The 20,971-nt window shown below is 71.7% G+C and carries 21 protein-coding genes, 1 pseudogene and 1 riboswitch; of the genes and pseudogenes, 13 read left to right on the top strand and 9 right to left on the bottom strand.

Annotation, left to right across the window (positions count from 1 at the left end; all coding sequences use genetic code 11):
• Positions 1-94 precede the first annotated feature (94 nt).
• Positions 95-3,505, top strand: a complete 3,411-nt coding sequence (locus tag ACFY3I_RS04570; RefSeq protein WP_390859287.1) for a hypothetical protein — start codon at positions 95-97, stop codon at positions 3,503-3,505.
• A complete protein-coding gene (locus ACFY3I_RS04565; RefSeq protein ID WP_390859286.1) occupies positions 3,502-4,437 on the top strand; it encodes a hypothetical protein in 936 nt (311 codons plus the stop codon). Before ACFY3I_RS04570 ends, ACFY3I_RS04565 begins: the two co-directional genes overlap by 4 nt.
• 436 nt (positions 4,438-4,873) lie before the next feature.
• Here ACFY3I_RS04565 and ACFY3I_RS04560 read toward each other — a convergent pair whose 3' ends face one another.
• Complete coding sequence (locus ACFY3I_RS04560; protein WP_365288760.1) at positions 4,874-5,023, bottom strand: hypothetical protein; 150 nt, start codon at positions 5,021-5,023, stop codon at positions 4,874-4,876.
• Between the two features lie 18 nt (positions 5,024-5,041).
• A riboswitch (cobalamin riboswitch) is annotated at positions 5,042-5,219 on the top strand.
• Between the two features lie 118 nt (positions 5,220-5,337).
• Between ACFY3I_RS04560 and ACFY3I_RS04555 the strand changes: the two genes are divergently transcribed.
• Positions 5,338-5,727 carry a (2Fe-2S) ferredoxin domain-containing protein gene (locus ACFY3I_RS04555; protein ID WP_365288761.1) on the top strand — a complete coding sequence of 130 codons (390 nt, stop codon included), beginning with the start codon at positions 5,338-5,340 and terminating at the stop codon, positions 5,725-5,727.
• A 94-nt stretch (positions 5,728-5,821) separates the two neighbouring features.
• On the opposite strand, the gene ACFY3I_RS04550 is transcribed toward ACFY3I_RS04555, so the two are convergent.
• The 3 genes and pseudogenes from ACFY3I_RS04550 to ACFY3I_RS04540 all read right to left on the bottom strand — a co-directional run bounded on the left by ACFY3I_RS04550 (position 5,822) and on the right by ACFY3I_RS04540 (position 9,118).
• A complete protein-coding gene (locus ACFY3I_RS04550; protein ID WP_390859285.1) occupies positions 5,822-7,756 on the bottom strand; it encodes an NB-ARC domain-containing protein in 1,935 nt (644 codons plus the stop codon).
• Between the two features lie 90 nt (positions 7,757-7,846).
• Positions 7,847-8,008 (bottom strand): annotated as a pseudogene (locus tag ACFY3I_RS04545) (helix-turn-helix domain-containing protein); the annotation flags it as partial.
• Positions 8,009-8,149: 141 nt separating this feature from the next.
• Complete coding sequence (locus ACFY3I_RS04540) at positions 8,150-9,118, bottom strand: helix-turn-helix domain-containing protein (RefSeq protein ID WP_390859284.1); 969 nt, start codon at positions 9,116-9,118, stop codon at positions 8,150-8,152.
• Positions 9,119-9,270: 152 nt separating this feature from the next.
• On the opposite strand from ACFY3I_RS04540, the gene ACFY3I_RS04535 reads away from it, so the two are divergent.
• The 6 genes from ACFY3I_RS04535 (at position 9,271) to ACFY3I_RS04510 (ending at position 15,000) form a co-directional block, all read left to right on the top strand.
• Positions 9,271-9,969 (top strand): alpha/beta fold hydrolase, encoded by a 699-nt coding sequence (locus tag ACFY3I_RS04535; RefSeq protein WP_390859283.1) that lies wholly within the window; start codon positions 9,271-9,273, stop codon positions 9,967-9,969.
• Positions 9,970-10,249: 280 nt separating this feature from the next.
• Positions 10,250-11,083: an alpha/beta fold hydrolase gene (locus tag ACFY3I_RS04530; protein WP_390859282.1), complete on the top strand. Its 834-nt coding sequence runs from the start codon at positions 10,250-10,252 to the stop codon at positions 11,081-11,083.
• Positions 11,084-11,265: 182 nt separating this feature from the next.
• Positions 11,266-11,847: a hypothetical protein gene (locus tag ACFY3I_RS04525; protein WP_390859281.1), complete on the top strand. Its 582-nt coding sequence runs from the start codon at positions 11,266-11,268 to the stop codon at positions 11,845-11,847.
• Between the two features lie 37 nt (positions 11,848-11,884).
• Positions 11,885-12,583 carry an alpha/beta fold hydrolase gene (locus ACFY3I_RS04520; protein ID WP_390859280.1) on the top strand — a complete coding sequence of 233 codons (699 nt, stop codon included), beginning with the start codon at positions 11,885-11,887 and terminating at the stop codon, positions 12,581-12,583.
• Complete coding sequence (locus ACFY3I_RS04515) at positions 12,580-13,980, top strand: carotenoid oxygenase family protein (protein WP_390859279.1); 1,401 nt, start codon at positions 12,580-12,582, stop codon at positions 13,978-13,980. The genes ACFY3I_RS04520 and ACFY3I_RS04515 overlap by 4 nt, the downstream gene beginning before the upstream one ends.
• A 63-nt stretch (positions 13,981-14,043) precedes the next feature.
• On the top strand, positions 14,044-15,000 hold the full coding sequence (locus tag ACFY3I_RS04510) for an RNA polymerase sigma factor (RefSeq protein WP_390859278.1): 957 nt from the start codon (positions 14,044-14,046) through the stop codon (positions 14,998-15,000).
• On the opposite strand, the gene ACFY3I_RS04505 is transcribed toward ACFY3I_RS04510, so the two are convergent.
• The 3 genes from ACFY3I_RS04505 to ACFY3I_RS04495 form a co-directional block, all read right to left on the bottom strand.
• The gene (locus ACFY3I_RS04505; protein WP_390859277.1) at positions 14,960-16,093 is read right to left on the bottom strand and encodes a YihY/virulence factor BrkB family protein; all 1,134 of its coding nucleotides are present in this window, start codon (positions 16,091-16,093) and stop codon (positions 14,960-14,962) included. The genes ACFY3I_RS04510 and ACFY3I_RS04505 overlap by 41 nt on opposite strands.
• Positions 16,090-16,275 carry a hypothetical protein gene (locus tag ACFY3I_RS04500; protein WP_365288808.1) on the bottom strand — a complete coding sequence of 62 codons (186 nt, stop codon included), beginning with the start codon at positions 16,273-16,275 and terminating at the stop codon, positions 16,090-16,092. The genes ACFY3I_RS04505 and ACFY3I_RS04500 overlap by 4 nt, the downstream gene beginning before the upstream one ends.
• A 64-nt stretch (positions 16,276-16,339) precedes the next feature.
• Positions 16,340-16,843, bottom strand: coding sequence for an Asp23/Gls24 family envelope stress response protein (locus tag ACFY3I_RS04495; protein WP_390859276.1), 504 nt, complete (start codon positions 16,841-16,843; stop codon positions 16,340-16,342).
• A 367-nt stretch (positions 16,844-17,210) separates the two neighbouring features.
• On the opposite strand from ACFY3I_RS04495, the gene ACFY3I_RS04490 reads away from it, so the two are divergent.
• The 3 genes from ACFY3I_RS04490 to ACFY3I_RS04480 are packed head-to-tail and all read left to right on the top strand — an operon-like array spanning position 17,211 to position 18,783.
• Positions 17,211-17,795, top strand: coding sequence for an RNA polymerase sigma factor (locus ACFY3I_RS04490; protein ID WP_390859275.1), 585 nt, complete (start codon positions 17,211-17,213; stop codon positions 17,793-17,795).
• The gene (locus tag ACFY3I_RS04485; protein ID WP_390859274.1) at positions 17,792-18,433 is read left to right on the top strand and encodes an Asp23/Gls24 family envelope stress response protein; all 642 of its coding nucleotides are present in this window, start codon (positions 17,792-17,794) and stop codon (positions 18,431-18,433) included. The genes ACFY3I_RS04490 and ACFY3I_RS04485 overlap by 4 nt, the downstream gene beginning before the upstream one ends.
• Complete coding sequence (locus tag ACFY3I_RS04480) at positions 18,430-18,783, top strand: hypothetical protein (RefSeq protein WP_390859273.1); 354 nt, start codon at positions 18,430-18,432, stop codon at positions 18,781-18,783. Before ACFY3I_RS04485 ends, ACFY3I_RS04480 begins: the two co-directional genes overlap by 4 nt.
• Before the next feature lie 54 nt (positions 18,784-18,837).
• On the opposite strand, the gene ACFY3I_RS04475 is transcribed toward ACFY3I_RS04480, so the two are convergent.
• Positions 18,838-19,464 carry a DedA family protein gene (locus ACFY3I_RS04475; protein WP_390859272.1) on the bottom strand — a complete coding sequence of 209 codons (627 nt, stop codon included), beginning with the start codon at positions 19,462-19,464 and terminating at the stop codon, positions 18,838-18,840.
• 69 nt (positions 19,465-19,533) lie between these two features.
• The gene (locus ACFY3I_RS04470) at positions 19,534-20,127 is read right to left on the bottom strand and encodes a TetR/AcrR family transcriptional regulator (protein WP_365288775.1); all 594 of its coding nucleotides are present in this window, start codon (positions 20,125-20,127) and stop codon (positions 19,534-19,536) included.
• Between the two features lie 166 nt (positions 20,128-20,293).
• On the opposite strand from ACFY3I_RS04470, the gene ACFY3I_RS04465 reads away from it, so the two are divergent.
• Positions 20,294-20,872 carry a hypothetical protein gene (locus ACFY3I_RS04465; protein WP_390859271.1) on the top strand — a complete coding sequence of 193 codons (579 nt, stop codon included), beginning with the start codon at positions 20,294-20,296 and terminating at the stop codon, positions 20,870-20,872.
• Positions 20,873-20,971: the final 99 nt, after the last annotated feature.

Raw genomic sequence — 20,971 nt, 5'->3', positions numbered from 1 at the left:
CCGGGGTCCGTCCTTCTTGTTCCTGGGGCAGAGCTATCTATCTATCGAAACGGGCCACGACCCGCTGGTAGGACCTCTAGCCAGGTCACTGGGTATGGACAACTTGCCCGAGACCGTCTACCAGGCAATCCTTGGGGCCGCTCCGGACAGCCGTGAGGCAGCTGCCGAGGCGCTCAGCGATGCTGGACGTGCACTGGTTCTGCCGCCGTCATTGAAGACCACGCTGGAGTTCCCATGGAACGGCGTGCTCTCCTCGGCCGTCGATCCCTCGTGGCGGCTGGGTCTCAAACAGGACTGGCGGACGGTCCAGGAGACTGTGCCCCAGCGCGACCGGACGCGCCTGTCGCGCGACATGGCCGACGTCCAGGCGCTCATGCTCTTCGGAGGCGTTGATCAGCCGGTCGACGAGAGACCGCCTGCGACGAAGATGGAGTTGTCGCGACGCCGAGCGTTGGCAGCCGAGGCTCTGTCGCGGATCGTTACGGACGGGCTGACGCCGCGGGGTTTGCTGGTGGTGGAGGGGTGGTCCCTCAGCGACTGGCTCGACCCCGAGACGCTCTACAGCCAGATCTGCGACGCGGTTGCGAACCAGGTCCACCTTTTCTCCACGACCGACGAAATCCTCGCGGACGAGTTCATACGTGAGGCGATCAATCTCAAGGTGCTTGTCCCGCATCGAGAGACATTCGCCTCCCTGGTGGAGGAGGCACGCAGCACTGGTCGTTTGAGCGACGGCGGCCCGACCACAACCTCAACCCACGCCGTACGCGTCGGTGACCGACGCCTGCCCATCGACCGGAGTCGCTGGCAGCGGATTCTGCCGCACGCCCGCCCGGTGGACGTGGACCTCCTGGACGATCCGCCTGCTGAGTCCAAGCACCGGCGCTTCCAGAAGTTCCGTGAGTTTCTCGGTGCGAGCGACGGCTCGCCGACCTGGTGGGCGCACGCCCGCGGACTCCCCTTCCAGCGCAATTTCGAGAAGGTCTTGACGGACTTGGTCGAAGATGCAGCCGCATCCCCGGAACGACAGGGGCCGCTTCTGGTCGTCGGTCAGTCGGGGACGGGGAAGAGTGTCGCTCTGGCTCGACTGGCCTTCCAGACCGCCCGGACGGGGAGGCGAATCGTCCTCCATATCCCGCGCAAGTCGACGCGCCCGGAGTTTCAGGCACTCGACGACTTCTGCCTATGGGCCGAGGAACAGTCAGGGGCCAACACTCTGATCGTGTGGGACGGCATGCTGGAGGCTGAGGAGTACCAGCGACTCTTCGACTATCTGCGCAGCAGGGGCCGCAAGGTGGTCATGGTTGGCAGTTGCTACTGGGACGCGGACCAGTTCGGCGACAGCGGCGGCAGAAAGCGCGGGCGGGCTGACAAGCAGGTGAGGACGGCCTCCCGGTACCGGCGAGATAAGGATTTCGTTGAGGCACCCGCCACCATTGCCGGGAAGGAGCTTGACCGCTTCACCCGCTACTTGGCGGACTTTGGCATCGTCCTCAAGGGCGCGGACGAGGCGATCGTGGCTCGCGATCGGTCGTTCCTGTCGGCTCTGTACCGCCTGCTGCCCGACGCGCACGCTCCTCTGTCCCGCGGCTTGGTGCTCGAGCTGAGGCGCTCCGAGGAGCGTCTGGGCCATGCCGCCCGTACGCGAGTCAACTACGAGCCGTCCACGATCATGGCGGCGGCCCTGGAGAAGGCCGGCCTGCTGCATGGCCTGGAAGCACTCCCGGGAACCTCGGAAGAGGGGGCGGCCGCCTGGCAGGACGACCCATACGAGCGCCTCCTCAGCTTGATCCTGCTGATTCACAGCCACGGTCTGCGCACGCCACTTGAGCTTGCCCTGCGCACCATCGGCCGCGACGGCGTCCGGAATCTTCCGGACCTGCTGAGTGGCATAGACATAATCCGCTGGGACGAGGACGAACAGGGCAATTACGCACTCGGAGGGCGCAACCAGTTGGAGGCAACCCTGCTGACCGGCGCCCGCAGTTGGGGGGAGGAGCGAGAGGGTGCTCAGATTTCCGAAGTGATCGAGCTGGTCCGGCCTGATTCCCGAGCCCGTAATGGCGGCCCGGAGATCGAGTTCGTCATGGCGCTTCTCACCGCGATCGGCCCGCAGAAGAACCGGGAGCAGCGGAAGTACGGGGCCCAGTACCTGCTGATCGCTGACTCCATCGCCAAGCTGAGAATGCTGGTGACCAACCCTGTGATTCACGCTCGGCTCACCCACAAAGAAGTGAACATGCGGCGTGAATGGGCGGTGTGGGACCAGCGCCGACAGGGACCGGACGCCGACCTGCGGCGCCGCGCCTTGGAGGCAGCGCAGGAGGCGGTGGACGAGGCGTTGCGGGAAGCGGAAGACCTGGGTCACCGGCGGGACATTCGCCTGAATCTCTACGTCGAGCAGGCCAGCGTCCGCGGCTCCCAACTGTACGAACTGCTCCACTCCGGACCCGGCGGCGGCATCCCTCAGACGTTGCCGAGCGAGGAGTACATTTCGGGCGAACTCCGGGAGCTCAAACGAAGCGTCCAGTCGGCTCTGGAGTGTGAGGCGACCAATTACTACCCGGTGGATGTGCTCTGCTGGGCTACCCGGGACACGTTCAAAGCGGGAGCACTGTCCGACGAGACTGCAGCTACGCTGGTCGGTGACTGCCTGAGCGCCCTGACAGTGATCGACCCGGAGACTCTAGAGCCCGGACAGGCAGGCCTGTACCACAGCAAGTTCGTGGATATCGCCTCGCTGGCGAGCGACCATTTCCTGGCAGAGCAGCAGTTGAAAAAGCTCGAGGCGTACGACGAGCCGCTGGCCGCCTTCTTCTATGCCCTGAAAGTCAGTGGCTTCATCAATAATGAACCCAACCAGGAGGGAGTACAGCGGGCTCTGGAGCATCTCAGGCGGAATCCCCTCCGGCTCCAAGACGAACGCTGTGTGCGCCTTGCCGTTGATCTGCTGTGGTTCGCGCGAACCGGTGAGCGCTTCCTCTCGGGTGAGCGACAGACCCTGCCGTTGGATCAGGCTGCCTGGCAGGAATGCCTCGAGCTCACGGAGCTTGCGTCGGCCTACGACGCGATGCCTTCGCTCAGGGTCCACTTCATGCGCGCGCTGGCGCTCTTCCACCTGGGCAGCATCGACAGGGCGATTGAGGCGTTCCGGGACCTGGACCGCCTCTCACTGGAGCAGCGGGATCGCCGCCGCGTGATCAACGTCTACGTGTCGAGCTGGGAGGACGGTGCTCCCCGAGTCTTCAGGGCCAGAGTCCTCCGGGTCGACGCGAACTTCCGAGGCGGTCGCTGTTGGGTCGATGGGTACCAGAGGGAGCTCCCCTTCGACCCGTCCGGCTTCGGACCCGATCAGGCCGTGGAAGGCAGGACTCTTGACGCCTACATCTCGTTCAACATGATCGGTCCGCGGTTGGAGCCCCCGCGAGAACCTGGAGAGCGTCGTGGGCCCACGCTTCTGGGTCCTGCCGCCCATCGGCGGAGCAATGTGCGAGGTGCACGGTGACAACGACGCAGTCCACCCCGCCGGTCGCGCCCGCGGCCGCCTGGAATCGCATCGCCGGCGTCCATCGCAATCTTGACCGGCTCGCCCGCCATCTGTTGAGGCGCTCAGCTGGCACAGATGTCAGTCTGCCTCCACCCGACTTCACCCACCCGCAGACCGCTTTCTTCTTCGCCACGATATGGATGCGGGCGTGGTACTCGGAGGCATGGGCAGCGTCCAGCAGGTGGCTCTACGAACAGGCCGCGGCCCTGGGGCACACGCCGCCCGAGAAGGACTTTGCGGACACGATGCGCCGGTTGCGCGCGTTCCTGGTCCATCACATGGACGCCTCGGTGTCCGAGGGCGAGGATACCGAGCGAATTTGCAATGAGTGGTTCGAGCGGGCCTGCGGGTCCGTTGTGCCCCAGTCCACCATTGAATGGCAGCACTGCTTGGCCAGGCTGCTTGAACAGAACGAGGCGTATGCCCACTTCATGCTGGCCATAGCCAAGTCCGTCGAGCGTAGTCCGGAGAAGTCCACGCTGGTGTTGCAGTGGCGTGCCGCCTTGGAGCGTCAGGACTATCCGCGCTACAGGCAAAGCCTTCAGGAGGCTGCGGGAGACCTGGGGCTTCAGCGGTTCAATGATCAGAAGTTGAACAGCATCCATGCTAGGTACCGGGTGCGGTGGGCGAAGGCACTTGAGAAGCTGGCGCACGATGCCGACTTCGACCGTGAGATCCGCCTGCGCGCCGAGTGGGCACTTCTCGCCGACACGACCGGAGTCCTGATCGTCTCCGCCTCGGACGTCATAGAGGCGCTCGGCCTTTCGCCTGGTCCCCAGGTGGCCCGCGCCCTGCGTCTCGCACAGGTCCTCCGGGAGTTCCACCCTGACGACTCGGCCGAGCAGCTTCTGCAGCGCCTTTCCGTGCAGTGGGTCGCTATAAGTCAGTAGCTGCACGCGTCGACAACGCCAGGGGGATGGGCCACGGATCGGAAGCGCGGCCTATCCCCTGCGATGGGAAAGACCAGCCCACGGATCGCCGAAATGGACAGCGCACGACCGCGATGGTGAGGGTCCTGGAACGCCACCGGTGTTTACCGCGATGCACTTTATCGCCGTCGCGCTGACGCTCTAGGTGCCCACAGGGGCACTCAGAGCACCGGGAACCAATCCTGAGCTGCGGTTATGCCTTCCCCGCTTAACATGACGTTTTTCTGATGACGCATTATGTGGAGAGTGTGGTGATCCCGGAGGCTGCCGGGAAGCGTGCCTGACCTGCTGTTTTGCCCATGCGCGTAATGTGCGGTGTGGCCGGTGTCACGGGCCGGATGGCAGGAGGATCGAACGGCTGTGCGTGCACGTCGTCCCTGGTGAGGTCCTCGGGCTTTCAGTGTCCGCGGGGGCGGCGGGAGATCGTCTGGGGGAGCTTTCCCGTCCCCCAGCAGCCGTCGAGGATCTCGAGCAGGTTCTCGGGGTCGCGGAAGACCTCGGCGATCCGGTCGCCGTACTGGTCAAGGAGCGGGTCGCTTCGGACCATCTGCCCGTACGCCGGACTTGATAGCCTCGACGTGCCAGTCGAACCACGTCCGTGGTCAGGGAATCCGGTGGGAATCCGGAGCTGACGCGCAGCGGTGAGGGGGACGGGCGGGGCACGCGAGCCACTGGGAGACCGGGAAGGCGTCCCGGCCGGAGGAACCCGAGTCCGAAGACCTGCTGGCACCTCCGTGCCCCGGCGCGGAGGACGTCCGCAGGCCAGGCTCCGCGTACGAGCCCCGACACCCGCCGAGGCATGCCGTGCAGTTCCGCGCTCCCGCGACCCCGTCCGTCCTTCCGGCGCAGGGGGTGAGCCCGATGTCCCGGCCGCGACCCGAGGCAGGACGTTCGGCGAACCCCGCGGCCACACCGGCACCCTGCCGTGTCGTGGTCTGCCGGGACTGCTGCTGCGGCACCCCGAAGGTCACCGGGGTGGATCACGACCGGCAGTTGGCGCGCCTGTCGGAGCAGGTTCCCGTGCGGGTCTCGGACTGCCTCGACGTGTGCGAGCACGCCAACGTGATCGTCGTCCAGCCCTCGGCCGCCGCGCGCGCCGCGGGAGCCCGCCCGGTCTGGCTCGGCCTGGTCAACGATCCCGAGGCCACCGAGGACGTCGCCGCCTGGGTGCGGGCCGGCGGGCCGGGCATCGCGCCCTGTCCCGACATCCTCGAGCTGTACGTCTTCACCCCGCCGGGCAGGGCGAGTTGACCGGTCGGCGTGACCGAGGCCGGGGAGTTCCCGGGCGGGGGGTGACGGGAAGCGCGTACGGCTGCCCGACGGCGCCCGCGGGCGGTCGGGGTGGTCAGGTGGCGGCCTCGCAGCGACGGCCGGCCGCCTCGTCGCCGATCTCCCGGTAGGTCCGGGCGGCCCGCTCGTAGTAGGGGCGGCCTTCGTCCTCCAGCAGGGCTCCCAGTGTCTCCAGGGCTTCGGCCTGACGGAAGTTCGGCTGGAGCTTCTCCATCAGCTCCACCGCCTCGGTGAGGGCGGCGACCGCCTCGGCGCGGCGGTCGAGGTCCGCCAGGCACTGTCCGATGCGCGCCAGCACGTACGGCCGGCACTGTGCCGCGATGGTGGGCGTCATGCCCGAACTCCCGTCGCCGATCAGGTCGAGCGTCCCGCGGTACTGCCGCAGGGCTTCGGCGGTACGCCCCTGCTTCCTGCGGCAGTGGCCGATCTGGGAGAGGGTCTGCACGTACGCGTCGATGTCGCCGGCCGCCTGGAACATCCCCGCGGCCACGGCCGCCGACGCCGCGGCCTCGTCGGGTCGGTCGAGCGCCAGCAGGGCACGCGAGGTGTAGTCGTGTGCCGCGGCGACCTGTTGGGCGGCACCGCTCCGCTCGGCGAGTTCCAGTGCCCGCGCGGTGCAGCGGAGCATGGCCTCGGGGTCGCTGGGCGGCACCCAGTGGACCCAGGCGAGGTAGTTGAGCTGCGTCGCCTGCTGTACGGGGTCGGCGAGGGCGACGGCGGCCTCCGCGCCGAGAGAGAAGACTTCACGCCAGTGGGGGGCATGGGCCCAGCGGTCGGAGAACCAGTGCATCGACTCGGCGCAGTCCAGGACCGGTCGATGCCGGCCGGCGGCCGACGCGGAGCGCAGTGCTCCGAGCCAGTTCTCCACCTCCGCCCGCAGCCAGTCCTCCGCTTCCTCCGTGCTGCCGAGGGCGGGGACGTCCGGGTCGGGGCGGCCGTAGCCGGGCTCGAACCAGCGTCCGGCGGCCGTCGCCGTCCGCAACAGCCACACCGTCACCCGTTCCCGGACGGCCGCGGCGGCGTCGCCCTCCTCCGCCTGGAGCCGGTCGCGGGCGAAGAGCCGGACGAGGTCGTGGAACCGGTACCTTCCCGCCCCGGCGTCCTGGAGGAGGCCGAGGTCCACGAGGTCGTCCAGCGCCTCCCAGGCGTCCCCGAGCGGGAGTCCGCCGGCCACCGAGGCCAGTTCGGCGCCGAAGTCCCGCCCCGGCAGCACCGCCAGTCTTCGGAAGACCTGCCGTGCCGAGGGGGTCAGCTGTTCGTAGGACATCATGAACGCGGCGGCGATCCGCAGGTCCCCCGCCCTGAACTGGTCGAGGCGGTGTTCCTCGGGGGCGAGCCGGGCGGCCAGTTCCGCGGCATCCCAGTCGGGCCGGCTGAGCAGCCGGTTCCCGATGATCCGCAGCGCGAGGGGCAGGCCCCCGCAGCTCTCGGCGAGCCGGGTGAGGGCCGCGCCGTCGACGGTCCGCCCGTTCAGGATCCCGGCCAGCAGGTTCGTGGACTCGGCCGGCCCGAGCGGCCCGAGGGCCAGCCTGCGCACGCCCTCCAGACCGGCCAGCAGCCGCCTGGTGGTGACCAGGACCCGGCTCGTGCCGCCGCCGGGCAGGAGCGGGCGTACCTGTTCCTCGGACCCGGCGTTGTCGAGGACGACCAGGATGCGGCGGTCCCGCATCAACGACCGGTAGAGCGAGGCCCGCTCATGGACGTCGGGCGGGATCCGCTGGTCGGGCACACCGAGGGCACGCAGCAACGCCCGCAGGGCGTCGGGGACGGGCAGCGGGCGTTGCGAGATCCCGAACAGGTCGAGGAAGACGGCCCCGTCGGGGAAGCTCGGCAGTAACGCATGGGCGGCGCGGACGGCGAACGTGGTCTTGCCGAGGCCCGCGGATCCGGTGACCAGCCCGACGACGCCGACGCCGGGCGCGCTCTCGGCGTAGACCAGATCGCTCACCCAGATCAGCTCCCGCGAGCGGCCGGTGAAGTCCGCCACCACGCGGGGCAGTTCGTGGAGTCCGGCGGCCGGACGGCTCCAGTGGTCCGCCAGCCTGCCGTCCCGGGCCAGTTCCAGGAACCGGGTACGGGTGTCGCCGGCGAGCTTCAGCGCGTCGGCCAGCGCGGTGACGGTGCGGTGCCGTGGACCTCTGCTCCGGCCGCGCTCGATGTCCGACAGCGTGCGGGCGCTGACCCCTGAGGCCTCGGCCAGCTGTTCGAGCGTCAGGTGTGCCGCACGCCGATGGCCGCGCAGCAGCTCGGCGAAGCCGTTCTGTGTCGTGATGGGTCACTCCTGCCGGACAACCGCGAGACGGAGGTCCCATGATGGAAGTCCGCACCCCGGGCAAACACGGACGGCGGCGCACCCCGGGCAGGACAGGAGCGCACCCGTCGGCTACCGGCCCCGCCGCAGTTCCCGGGGGCTGACCCCGTATCTGGCCTTGAACGCCCGGTTGAAGCCGCTGAGATCGCCGAATCCCGCGTCGAACGCGAGCGCCGAGACCGGCCGGTCGGCGAAGCGCGCGTCCAGCAGCCGCAGCCGTACCTGTTCGAGCCGGCGCTCGCGGATGTAGTGCGCCACCGTCTCCCGCTCGGGCCGGAAGAGCTTGTGCAGATAGCGGGTGGAGATGCCGAAGGCGGCCGCCACCCGAACCGGGTCGAGTCCTGGGTCGGCCAGGTTCCGGTCGATGTGGTCCCTGATCCGCAGTGGCAGGGTCCGCTGCAGGGAGCCGGCCAGCCGCGGGCTCTCGGCCAGGGGCTCGCCGAGCAGCGTGACCAGCAGGTCGTTCGCCAGGGCGAGCGCGCCCGAGCTCTGCGACCGGCTCGGTTCGCCGGTGTTCCGGGTCAGTTCGCCGGCGTTCCGGGCCAGGTCGAGCAGCGCCCGGCGGGAGACCCCGGCCAGCCCGGTGCGGGCGTTCACCCGACGGGCGGCCAGCCGCCGCTGGTCCTGCTCGCCGAGTCGTACGAGGTGCCGCGGGAACGCGAACACCCACAGGCCGAAGGACTCGGCGAAGTCCAGCTCGAAGGCGCGGCGCGACTCCAGGACCACGCAGTCACCGGGGTCGAGCCGGATCCGGCGGTCGCCCTGCGCGATCCCGGCCGCTCCCCGCACCTGCATGCCGAGCAGAAGGTAGTGGGCCTCGGCAGCGTCCACGAGCCGCTGGGTGCGCGTCATCGACTGCGCGGTCGCCGCGATGTCCCCCACCGCCAGCCCGTCCACCTCGTACGCCCGGACCCGGCCGCCGATCGCCTCGCCGGGCCTTCCCGCGGTCTCGACCCCCACGAAGGTCCGCGTGCACGCGTCGCGCCAGAACTCGGCCCGGTCGCCCGGGACGACCCCCTCGAAACTCAGCACCCCCGGCATGCCGCGAGTGTACGTGCGCTCTCGCGGCCGGCGCGCGGGCCGCGGAAGAGCCCCGATCCTGCGTGCTGTTCTGCGTGTTCACCCGCGCGCCGGACGACTTGGATGGCGACGTCGGACAGGTGCGGCGCCTGTCCATCCGGTCAGGAGGCACCATGACGACGGTCAGGAACGTCGTGCTCGTGCACGGCGGTTTCGTGGACGGATCGGGCTGGCGGGGGGTCTACGACCACCTCGTCGCCGACGGCTACCAGGTGTCCGTCGTACAGAACCCCACCCTGTCGCTGGCGGGCGACGTCGCCGCCACGGGCCAGGTCCTCGACGCCCTCGACGGCCCGGCGGTCCTGGTCGGCCACTCCTACGGCGGGGCCGTCGTCACGGAGGCCGGCAACCACCCGAACGTCGCGGCGCTCGCGTACATCGCGGCGTTCGCCCCGGACAAGGGCGAGTCGGTCGGCACCCTGATCGCGGACCCGCCGCCGGGCGCGCCGGTCCCGCCGATCCTTCCTCCCCGGGACGGATTCCTCTTCCTGGACCGCGAGAAGTTCGCCGCCTCCTTCGCGGCCGACGTGCCCGGGAGGACCGCGGCGTTCATGGCCGACGCGCAGGTCCCCTGGGGCGTCGAGGCGCTCGGGGGCGCGGTCACCGTACCGGCCTGGCGGGCCAGGCCGTCCTGGTACCTGGTCGCCACCGACGACCGCATGATCCCCCCGGCCGCCCAGCGCGCCATGGCGGAGCGGGCCGGGGCGACGGTGTCCGAGACGCCGGGCAGCCACGCCGTCCACGTGTCGCGCCCGGCCGTCGTGGCCGCCGTCATCGCCCAAGCGGCGCAGGGGCCCGACGGACAGGCCTGACACACGACGGACATCGCGGCACCGCACCACCCGATGGCCGGGCCCGGATCCCGGCGGCCATCCGATGGCCGGGCCGCGATTACCGGCAGTCCCCTCGTGGCCGGGACCAGCCTTTCCTCGCCGTCCCCCCCGTGGCCGGGGCCAGCCTTCCCTGGCCGCCCACCCCGTGGCCGGGGCCAGGTCCCCGGCCGTCACCCGATGGCCGGGCCGGGATGCCCGGGACGGCGTCCGGCCGTCGTCTGTCACCCCGTGCCCGACACCCACCACCCAAGGAGTCTTCGTGAGTTCCGATCTCACCCGCCGCACCGTGCTCACCACCGGTGCCGCCGTCGCAGGCGCGGCAGCGCTGACCGGCCCGTTCGCCACGACCGCGTCAGCGGCTGACCGCCGCGCCGCCGAGGCCAGGCCGACCGTCGTGCTGGTGCACGGCGGTTACGCCGATTCGTCGTGCTGGAACGGCGTCGTCCAGGAGCTGCAGAAGAAGGGCTACACGACGATCGCCGGGTCCAACCCGCTGCGGGGCATCCCCACCGACGCGCCCTACGTCGCGAGTCTGCTGGACTCCATCAGCGGGCCGGTCGTGCTGGTCGCCCACTCCATGGGCGGAACCGTCATCACCAACGCCGCCGCGGGGAAGAAGAACGTCAAGGCACTGGTCTACGTCGCGGCCTTCGTGCCCGACGTGGGGGAGACCCAGGGGGAGCTCATCGACAAGTTCCCGGGCAGCGAGGTCCTGCCGGTGAGCGTGCCGGTTCCCTACACCAGGCCCGACGGCACCACCGGAACCGATCTGTACCTGAGCAAGGACGGCCAGGGCGCGTTCGCCGCCGACATACCCGCGGCCGCGTTCCGGGTCCTGCAGGCCACGCAGCGGCCCTTCGACGCCGACTCCTTCACCTTTCCGACCACGGCCGCCGCATGGCGGACGATCCCGTCGTGGGGACTGGTCGCCGGCCGGGACAAGGCGATCCCGCCCGCCGCCGAACGCTGGATGTACGGCCGGGCCGGCTTCCGCAAGGTCGTCGAGGTGCCGACCTCGTCGCACGTCGCCATGATCAGCCACCCGGACGTCACCGCCCGCCTCATCGAGGACGCCGCCCGGGCGACCTGCTGACACCGCGTCAGCCGCCCCGCCCCGCAGCCCCGGTCCGCCGTCGCGGGCCGGGGTGCGCCCAGGCCCGCCGCCGGCGACGCATCCGTGTGACGTGTGTCACGCGCCGGAGTTCGAACTTCCCGGCCCGCCCCGCATCCAGTCCGCGTCGACCACCGTCGTTCCGCCTCAGCAAGGAAGGCTCAATGGGTTATCTTCGCGGATTCGTCCCCTGGATCATCGCCGGTGTCGTGTCGGGCTTCGTGGACTGGCGCTGGGGTGCGGTCGCCGGTTTCGCCTCGGGACTGCTGCTCCTGCTCCAGGACCGCCGTCGCGGGGTGAATCTCGACGCGCTGATCCTGGAGGCCAGCACCATCGTGTACTTCGCGGTGGTCGGTGCCGTCGCCCTCACGCGGCCGCACTCGTCCCTCTCGCACCACACCGACGTCGTGTCCTTCGCCTGGCTGGCGGCCACGGCCTGGGGGACGCTGGCGATCCGTCGCCCCTTCACGCTGGGCATCGCCAAGCGCCAGACGCCGCGCGAGTTCTGGGACCTGCCGGAGTTCGTCCGCGTCAACAACCACATCACCGCCGCGTGGGGCACCGGCTTCACCTTCATCGGCGTCAGCCTGGCCGTCGCGGGCGCGGTCGACGCCCCCGCCTGGGTGGGGATCGCCGCCCATGTCGTCGGCCTCGTCGGCCCCGCCGTGTTCACGAAGGTCCGTCCCGCCCGCGCCCAGGCGCGTCTGCGGGCCGCGCAGACCCAGGTCACGGCCGTACCGCAGTAGTCCGTCCAAGCAGTCCACCCAAGAGGAGCGCTCACGCATGAACACGGAAGCAAGGAACGTCGTCCTGGTCCACGGCGGGTTCGTCGACGGTTCGGGCTGGAAGGGGGTGTACGACCTGCTGACCGCCGACGGCTACAGCGTCACCGTCGTCCAGAACCCCACCCTGTCCCTGGCCGGCGACGTGGCGGCCACCCGGATGGTCCTCGACGCCCAGGACGGCCCGACCGTACTCGTCGGCCACTCCTACGGAGGCGCGGTGATATCCGAGGCGGGCAACCACGAGAAGGTGAGCGCGCTCGTGTACGTCACGGCGTTCGCGCCCGACAAGGACGAGTCCGTCAACATGCTGATCGCCGACCCGCCGCCCGGCGCGCCCGTGCCGCCGATCCTGCCGCCCCGCGACGGTTTCCTCTTCCTGGACAGGGAGAAGTTCGCCGCGTCCTTCGCCGCCGACCTGCCCGCCGACGAGGCACGGTTCCTCGCCGACTCCCAAGTGCCCTGGGGCGTGAACGCGTTGGACGGGACCGTCACCCACCCGGCGTGGCGTGACAGGCCGACCTTCTACCTGGTGGTCACCGAGGACCGCATGATCCCGCCGCCGGCCCAGCGGGCCATGGCCGAACGGGCCGGTGCGGCGGTGACCGAGACGGGCGGCAGCCACGCCGTGTACGTCTCCAAGCCCGCCGAGGTCGCCGCGCTGGTCAGGAGGGCCGCGTCGCCCGGACCGCGGGCATGACGGAGGGGACGTCCCTTCCCCACCACCTCCGGGGCCGGTTCGCACCGGTCCCGGAGGAGCGTGAGGCGACCGGCCTCACGGTGCGGGGAACGCTGCCGCCCGAGCTGGACGGCCGCTATCTGCGAAACGGCCCCAATCCCCGGCCCGGCGAGGCCGGCGGGCACTGGTTCACCGGTTCCGGCATGCTGCACGGCATCCGGCTGCGCGGCGGACACGCGGAGTGGTACCGCAACCGGTGGGTGCGCACGCGGGAGTTGGCGGGCCACCCCTTCGTCCGCGAGGACCGCACCCTCGATCTGGCGGCCACGCCCGCCAACACGCACGTGATCCGGCACGCGGGCATGGTGCTGACCCTGTGCGAGGCCGGCCTGCCCTACTGGGTCACCGAGGAGCTGGAGACCGTGGGGCCGTACGACTTCGGCGGGCGGCTGAGGACGGCGATGACCGCGCACCCCAAGGAGGACCCGGTGACGGGCGAACTCCACCTGTTCGGCACCGGGTTCACCCCGCCGTACCTCGCCTACCACCGGGTCGGCGCACAGGGCGAACTGCTCGACAGCCGGCCGGTCGCGGTGCCGGGGCCGACGATGATGCACGACTTCGCCGTCACCGAGCACCACATCGTGTGGATGGACCTCCCCGTCGTCTTCGATCCCGGCCTGGCCGGACGCGGCGGTATGCCCTACCGGTGGGACGAGGAGTACGGCGCCCGGCTCGGGACCATGTCCCGCGCGCCCGGCAGCGCCGACGTGCGCTGGTACGACATCGATCCCTGCTACGTCTTCCATGTGGGCAACGCCTACGAGGACGCCCACGGCCGGATCGTGCTGGACGCGGTGCGCCACGACCCCGCGGGCTTCCGCCACACGTGGTCGGGCATGGGCGGCTCCACCGGGTTCGGCGGGCCCACCCGGTTCGGCGGCCCCACCGGTTTCGGCGGCCCGGCCGGGCGGAGGGAACCGGACGGCTCCCCGGCCGTCCCCTCCGTCCTGCACCGCTGGACCCTGGACCCGGGCACGGGTCGCGTCGCCGAGTCCCCGCTGGACGACCGCGACGCCGAGTTCCCCACCCACAACGAGACCCTCACCGGAAGCCGCCACCGTTACCTGTACACGGTCTCCGGCGACGGCGTCGCCAAGCACGACCTCACGACCGGCACGCGGCGTCTGCACAGGACGCCAGGGGGCCGCCATGCGGGCGAGGCGGTCTTCGTGCCGGCGGCGGACGGTTCCGGCGAGGACGCGGGCTGGCTGCTGTCCCTCGTGTCGGACGACCACGGCGGGGCGGGCGGGCTGCTCGTGCTCGACGCGCGGGAGCTCACCCAACAGGCGGTGGTGGAGCTGCCGTACCCCGTCCCGGCCGGGTTCCACGGCAGCTGGCTGCCGGAGGTGCCCTGACCGGAGCATGATGCACCACAGGCACGCCCGCGAACCACGTCGCCACGGAGGCGTTCACCCACCATGACAGCCCTCGACGCGCCAACGGACGAGGTACTCGCCCGCAGGGCCCAGGCCGGTGAGACCGCGGCGCTCGGTCTGCTGCTCGCCCGCCACCAGGCACCGATGCGGGCCGTGGCACTGAGCCTGCTCGGCTACGGCCCCGACGCGGAGGACGCGGTGCAGGACGCCGCGCTCACCGCGCTGCGCCGCATCGGCGACGTACGGGACCCGGCGGCCGTGGGCGCCTGGCTGCGGGCGGTCGTGCGCAACAGCTGCCGCATGCGGCTGCGGAGCCGCCGGGAGACACCGGGCCTGGACGGCCTCGACCACCTGCACGCGCCCGGGTACGGGCCCGCGAACCCCTCGTATCTCGGGCATCCCGAACGGGTCGTGGACGAGCACGCGATGCGCGACTGGATCTGGGACGCGCTGGAGCAGCTGCCCGAGTCGCTGCGGCTGGTGCTGATGCTGCGTCATTTCAGCGGTATCACCGCCTACCAGGACATCGCCCGTGCCTGCGGGATCCCGGTCGGTACGGTGCGCAGCCGCCTCAACCAGGCCCGGGCCAAGCTCGCCCAGGTGCTGCTGACGACGGCCGCACAGGTCCACGACGACGCCTCCCGGCTCACCGAGGCCAGCCGTCAGGAGGCGGAGGTCACGCTGGAGGGCGCGCGGCGCGGCCGTCAGCCCGGCGAGATCCTGGAGCTCTGGCCGGCGGAGACCGAACTGGTCGGCGTCCTGAGCACGCCGGGCGAGCGCTGCCACCCCATCCCGGCCATGCGCAGGAACCGGGAAAAGGGCATCACCCAGCATCTGCGCCATGTGGTGGCCAGCCGCACCGTCACCATCTGGGAGATGGACGTCACCAATCCGGACGGCATCGCCGACCCCTGTCCGCCGACCCTCGCCTGGCTCATGCACCGCCGCGACGGGCGGGTCACGACACTCCGCGTCGTCTTCCCCGAGCCACAGCGCTGAGGAGCCGGTGGGAAGCACCACCGGCCGGTGCCGTCCGCGACGCGCCGTCCGCGGCGGCCTGCTTCCCCAGCTCGGCGGTGAACTGCGCGCCGCTGAGCAGCGCGAGGTTGGACAGCCACAGCCAGACCAGGAAGACGACGCCGCCCGCGAGGGAGCCGTAGAGCCTGCTGTACGTGCTCAGGGTGGCGGCGTACAGCGCGAAGCCGGTGGAGACGGCCAGCCACAGCACGGCGGCCAGTACACCGCCGGGCAGACTGCGCGCCCGGTGGCGGGCCGCGGCCGGGCCGGTGTGGAAGACCACGACGACCAGCAGCGCCACCAGGCACAGCAGCAGCGGCCAGCGCAGCAGGTTCCAGCCCCAGGCCGCCGTGGCACCCAGACCGAGTATCCGGCCCAGGCCCTCCGCCAGCGGCCCGGTCAGCAGCAGCGCGAGGGAACCGGTCAGCAGCAGGAGGAGCAGCACCAGCGCGGTGAGCACGATGCGGTGGGCCCGGCGCCAGGGCGAACGCCGGTCCTCGACCCGGTGCATGCGGTGCAGGGCGCGGCGGAAGACGGCGAGATAACTGGACGCCGACCACAGCGCGCTCACGGTGCCGGCCACCAGCAGCGGCCACGCGCCCCGGTCCGCGCCGAGCATCCGGGACAGGGTGGCGTGCAGGTCGGCCGCCGACTCGGCGGGCGCGTACGCGCTGACATGGGTGACGAACTCCTCGGCCGTGCCGGGGCTGATCAGGCCGAAGGCCAGGACCGTCACCAGCAGCGCGGGCAGCACGGCGAGGATCGCGTAGTACGTCAGGGCCGCCGCGTAGTCGGAGATGTCGTCGTTCCACAGCGACACCGGCGTGCGCCGCAGCGCCGTCCACCAGGTGGCGGCCCGGGTCCGGGGCCGCGCGGGCGGCGGCCCTTCCGCCGAGGGGGAGCGGCGCACGCGCGGTGGGCCGGGCCGGCCCAGCTCGCGGGCCGTGGGCGCCTCGTCGGCCGAGCGCTCGGCGCTCCCGCCCGCGGCCCGGCCCGCGACCGCGCTGCTGTCCCCCGTGACCGTGGTGGTGCCCCCCGTCACGGCGGTGGTGCCCCGTTCGGCGGCGGCGGTCATCGGCGCCTCCGCTCGAAGCCGTCCCGCAGGTCCTGGACGCCACCGCCGCCCTCGACCCAACGGCCCACCGCCCAGCCGAGTCCGCCGAGCGCGGCCACCAGCAGGAACGCGCCGAAGCCGCCGAAGTACCCGGCGAACGCCAGGGCCATCCCCGCGATCATCCCCATGAACGGTGCGCTCACGCCCGCCCGCCTCCCACCTGGATCCACTGCCGTCCGTCCACGTCACCCGCACCGGAGAGAACCGCTACGCCACGCGGGCCTCGGTGCCCACGGGAGGCTCCTCCTCGTCGGGCAGGCGGACGTCGTTGACGGTGATGTTCACCTCGACGACCTCCAGCCCGGTGACCCGCTCCACCGCGGAGATCACGTTCTCACGGACGTCCCGGGACACGTCGGTGATGGACACGCCGTACTCGACGACCAGGTCGAGGTCGATGGCCGTCTGCCGCTCGCCCACCTCGACCTTCACCCCACGCCCGACGTTGGGCCGACCGCCGGGTACGCGGTCGCGGACGGCGCCGATGGTGCGGGACAGCCCGCCGCCCATGTCGTACACGCCCGGGATCTCGCGGGCGGCGATGCCCGCCACCTTCACGACGACGAGGTCGGCGATGGACGTCCGGCCGCGGTCCGCGGCCGGCTGGTCCGCGCCGGTGGCGCCGCCGGAGACGGCCGTGGTGCCTTCGGTCCTGCCGCCGGTGCGGGATGCGGGCGCGTCCTGGGCGGCCACCGCGGTCTGTGTGGTCATGGTGGGGTCCTTCCTGCCGTGACTCGTTCGTGGGGTGCGTGAACTCGTCGCATGTACTCGTTGCCCGTACTCGTTGCCTGCACTCGTTTCGACCCGCGGTGGCCGTCACTGTGACGCGGATGCCCGGAAAAGATCCCGGCGAACGCCGACGCGGCCCGACGCGGGTCCGACGCGGGCCCGACAGTGACCCGACGGGAACCCGTCGGGGCCCGCCTCGGCATCCGGGAGAGCCCGGGAGGGCGCCGGGTGACGTGCTCCGCCCGGGTGAGCGAGGTGCGTCCGGGTGCGGTTCGGCCGCCGAAGTCGTGCGTAACGGGCACGGTGTGCGGGTGTCCAACGGGAGAGACCGGACGAGAGGAGCCGCCCAGTGGCGGGCGCCAGCAGACTCACCGCGCCGCCGGACGTCGACGGCGGTACCGACGACGCCCTGCTCGCGGTCCGCGCCGCGGAGGGCGACGAGGACGCCTTCGCGGTGCTCGTGCAGCGCCACGCACCGGCGCTGATCCGGCTGGCCACCCGGCTGCTGGGGACCGCCACGGAGGCGGAGGACGCGGTGCAGGACGCCTTCCTCAGCGCCTGGCGGCGGCTGCCGGAGTTCCACGGCGAAGCCTCCTTCGGTACGTGGATGTACCGGATCGTCACCAACCGCTGCCTGAACGTCCTGCGGGCCCGGAGGCCGGTGGCCCCCCTGGAGGCGGCGGGGGAGGTGGCGGCCGCCGAACACGCCACCTCCCCGGCGCGTATCACCGAGGGGCGGGACGCCGTCCGGGAACTGCGGGAGGCCCTGGACCTGCTCTCGGCGGAGCAGCGCGCCTGCTGGGTGCTGCGTGAACTGGACGACCGGTCCTACGAGTTCATCGCGGGTGCGGTCGGCATCAGCCAGGAGGCCGTCCGCGCCCGCGTCTTCCGCGCCCGTCGCTGTCTGACACGAGCATTGGGGGCCTGGCGATGACCACCCGCACCGATCCGCCCGAGGACGCCCGCCCACGCGGCGGCGGCGACGGCGATGGAGACGTCGAGGAACTGCTGCCGTGCGGACGGTCGTTGTCCCGGGTCTGGGACGACCGGGAACGGCGGACCGACGACCCCCACCCGGCCACCTGCCCGCACTGCCGCCGGGCGACCGGTGAGCTCGAACGGCTGGAGAGCGCGGTGCGCGGCCTGCGCGAGGAGGCGCCGGACGTCTCGGCGTACGACGCCGAGCCGCTGACCCGCCGGGTCATGGAACTCGTCCGCCTCGAACTGCGGCCCGGCCGTCCGCTGCCTCTGGGCGAACCCGCGGAGGACCTGTGGATCATGGAGACGGTCGCCGCCCGCGCCCTGCGCGCGGCGGCCGAGACGGTCCGCGGGGTACGCGCCGGTTCCTGCCGTGTCTCGGCCGCCGACGGCCCGGCGGGCGGTGTCGTCGCGGTACGGCTCGACATCCACGCCCCCGCCGGCGCCGCGCTGCGCCAGGTCGCGGAGCAGGTACGGCAGCGGGTGCGGGAAGCCGCCGAGCGGCAGCTGGGCATGGTCACCGGACCCGTGGACATTCGCGTCACGGACCTCGTCGGCACTCCGGCCGACGGCCGCGAAGGGAGCACCCCATGACCGCGCGCACGGCGCCCGCCGCCCTGGTCGAGGACGTGGCCGGCGTCGTGGAGAACGTGCCGGGCGTCGCCTTCCTCAGGCCGGGGCTGGCCGACCGGCTCCGCTCCTCGCTGTCCCGGCCGGGCGAGGGGACCGCGACCGGCCGTGGCCCGATCGCGGGGGTCCGCCTGACGCCGGGACCCGACGGCACCGACGGCTGGCACGTCGACGTCCAGGTGGTCGCCCTGCGCCGGGCCAGGGCGGTGGACGTGGCCCGTGCCGTCCGCTCCGCCGTCGAGGAGCACCTGGCCGCGCGCCTGACGGGCCGACCGGTATCGACGGTGACCGTCACGGTCACGGGCCGGGTCTGACCGGCCCGCGCGACCTTCGGGGGCCGTCCTTCGGGGGCTGTCCTTCCGGGCGCCTCAGGTCCGGCTTCGGCGTCGCCGGCGCAGTACGTGCCGGATCACGAAGGCGGTGACCAGGGCGGCGAGGGCCACGAGTGCGTACAGCTGGTAGCGCCGGATCTCGTCGTAGACGGCGTCGATATGGGTGCCCGCCACATAGGCGAGGCTCGCCCACAGCCCGACCCACAGGGCCGCGCCGAGGGCGTTGAAGACGAGGAAGCGCCGCCAGGGCATGCCGCTGGTGCCCGCGATGATGCCGTTGACCTGGCGCAGCCCTTCGACGAAGCGGGCGACGACGACGATCTTGGCGCCATGGCGGGTGAAGAACTCCTCACCCGCCCGGAAGCGCTCCGGGGTCACGAAGACATAGCGCCCCCACCGGTGCACGAAGGCCCGTCCGCCGGTGTGGCCGATCAGGTAGCCGATGTTGTCCCCGATGACGGCGGCGGCGAAGGCGATGCCCGCCACGGCCGCGATGTTCAGCTGCCCGGCCCCCGCGTAGACGCCGGCGGCCAGCAGGATGGTCTCTCCCGGAGCGGGGACCCCGAAGTCCTCCACGAGGATCACGGCGCCGACCGCCCAGTAGCCGTAGTGGCTGAGCAACGGGGCCAGATGAGCCAGCGGTCCCGGAAGCGGCGGTGCCATGTCCCCACCGTACGCGGCGGCCGGTCGTGCGGCCGGTGTCCCCGGGGCGGGCCCCGGTCGGTGGCCCGGTCAGGCGTGGGCGCCGTGGTCCGTGCGCAGGAGGCCTTCGACGCCCCGCAGGAACGTCTCGGAGATCATCGCCGGGTCGAAGAGGCAGCCGGCGGCCATGGCGCCGTCCCGGAGCATGACGAAGTGCCGGCCCGCCGCGTCGGCGGGGGTGCGTCCGGCGTCCGCCAGCAGCTCGGTGACGGTGTCCAGGAACCACTGGCGGTGCGCCAGCACGGCCTGGTGGACGGGGTGCGCCGGGTCGGGGTACTCGGCCGCCGCGTTCAGGAAGGCGCAGCCGCGGAATCCGGCGGACCTGATGCCGCCGGTGATGGACCGGCTCACGGCACGGAGCGTGTCGGCCGCCGGCAGGTCCTGCGCGCGGACGGCGGCCACCTGTCCCCGGATGCCCTGGTCGGCCTGCTGGAGGTAGGAAAGGATCAGTTCTTCCTTTCCCTTGAAGTGCCGGTACAGGGTGGCGCGAGTGACCTGTGCCTCCGCGATGATCCGGTCCACGCCGACCGAGTGGATCCCCTCGGCGTAGAAGATCCGGGTCGCCGTGTCGACCAGCCTCGTCCGTGCCTCGGAGGTGCTTCCGCCCTCTGTGCCCGTGTTCATGCCGTCCACGGTATCAGCCGCCGAGGGAGAACGTTCGGTCTTGACAGGGGCGCGGTGGTCCCCTTGGATGAGTGGAAGACCGAACGTTCTCCCTCACCCTCCCTCTCTCCGTACCTTGCCCTCGCCCTGCCCTGTCGCAGCTCCCGCCCTCGCCGAAAGGACCCCCATGGACTCCGTCCTCGCCGCCCCCGCCCCCACCGTGAACGACACCGCGGCGTTGCGCCGCCTGTACCTCGTGCGGTTCGCGTTCGCCGCGGTGTGGGCCGCCCTGCTGTTCACCTCCGCGCACAGCCTGAACGCCCTCAGCGCGACACTGCTGGTGATCTACCCGCTGTTCGACGTGGCGTGCGCGGTCGTCGACCTCAGGTCCGCGCGGGCGAACCGCGGACCGGCCCGCGGGCTCCAGGCCAACATCGCGCTCAGCACCCTCGCCGTCGCGGGCCTGGCCGTCGCCGCCACCTCGGGAATCCCGGCCGTCCTGCGGGTCTGGGGCGCCTGGGCCGTCACCGCGGGACTCGTCCAGCTGCTCGTCGGCGTCCTGCGCCGAGGTACGGCGGGACAGTGGCCGATGATCGCCAGCGGCGCCATCTCCACGTTCGCCGGAGTCTCCTTCGCCGCCCAGGCCGGACAGGACCACGCCTCCCTGGGCGCCCTGGCCGGCTACGCCCTCCTGGGCGGGATCTTCTTCCTCGTCTCCGCACTCCGCCTGGGCCGGGCCGCCGCGCCCACCGGTCACACTTCGTGAGGAGGTCCGGCGCGGTGGCGGCGGTTGCGGGCCGCGCCGGGCGCGCCAACGATGGGACGGGGGAGTCCTCGTCCGGAGGGGACCGCCATCCGCAGCGGC

Source organism: Streptomyces sp. NPDC001068, assembly GCF_042897315.1.
GTDB lineage: Bacteria > Actinomycetota > Actinomycetes > Streptomycetales > Streptomycetaceae > Streptomyces.
Note: the sequence above shows the minus strand (reverse complement) of the source record. Positions and strands in the feature narration are given on the sequence as shown.

Coding starts and splice junctions, on each gene's coding strand:
- ACFY3I_RS04510 (WP_390859278.1), top strand. CDS start 14,044: ATGACAGCCCTCGACGCGCCAACGGACGAGGTACTCGCCCGCAGGGCC.
- ACFY3I_RS04560 (WP_365288760.1), bottom strand. CDS start 5,023: ATGGTCCGAAGCGACCCGCTCCTTGACCAGTACGGCGACCGGATCGCC.
- ACFY3I_RS04480 (WP_390859273.1), top strand. CDS start 18,430: ATGACCGCGCGCACGGCGCCCGCCGCCCTGGTCGAGGACGTGGCCGGC.
- ACFY3I_RS04475 (WP_390859272.1), bottom strand. CDS start 19,464: ATGGCACCGCCGCTTCCGGGACCGCTGGCTCATCTGGCCCCGTTGCTC.
- ACFY3I_RS04465 (WP_390859271.1), top strand. CDS start 20,294: ATGGACTCCGTCCTCGCCGCCCCCGCCCCCACCGTGAACGACACCGCG.
- ACFY3I_RS04520 (WP_390859280.1), top strand. CDS start 11,885: ATGAACACGGAAGCAAGGAACGTCGTCCTGGTCCACGGCGGGTTCGTC.
- ACFY3I_RS04525 (WP_390859281.1), top strand. CDS start 11,266: ATGGGTTATCTTCGCGGATTCGTCCCCTGGATCATCGCCGGTGTCGTG.
- ACFY3I_RS04540 (WP_390859284.1), bottom strand. CDS start 9,118: ATGCCGGGGGTGCTGAGTTTCGAGGGGGTCGTCCCGGGCGACCGGGCC.
- ACFY3I_RS04570 (WP_390859287.1), top strand. CDS start 95: ATGGACAACTTGCCCGAGACCGTCTACCAGGCAATCCTTGGGGCCGCT.
- ACFY3I_RS04555 (WP_365288761.1), top strand. CDS start 5,338: ATGTCCCGGCCGCGACCCGAGGCAGGACGTTCGGCGAACCCCGCGGCC.
- ACFY3I_RS04470 (WP_365288775.1), bottom strand. CDS start 20,127: ATGAACACGGGCACAGAGGGCGGAAGCACCTCCGAGGCACGGACGAGG.
- ACFY3I_RS04495 (WP_390859276.1), bottom strand. CDS start 16,843: ATGACCACACAGACCGCGGTGGCCGCCCAGGACGCGCCCGCATCCCGC.
- ACFY3I_RS04505 (WP_390859277.1), bottom strand. CDS start 16,093: ATGACCGCCGCCGCCGAACGGGGCACCACCGCCGTGACGGGGGGCACC.
- ACFY3I_RS04535 (WP_390859283.1), top strand. CDS start 9,271: ATGACGACGGTCAGGAACGTCGTGCTCGTGCACGGCGGTTTCGTGGAC.
- ACFY3I_RS04515 (WP_390859279.1), top strand. CDS start 12,580: ATGACGGAGGGGACGTCCCTTCCCCACCACCTCCGGGGCCGGTTCGCA.
- ACFY3I_RS04485 (WP_390859274.1), top strand. CDS start 17,792: ATGACCACCCGCACCGATCCGCCCGAGGACGCCCGCCCACGCGGCGGC.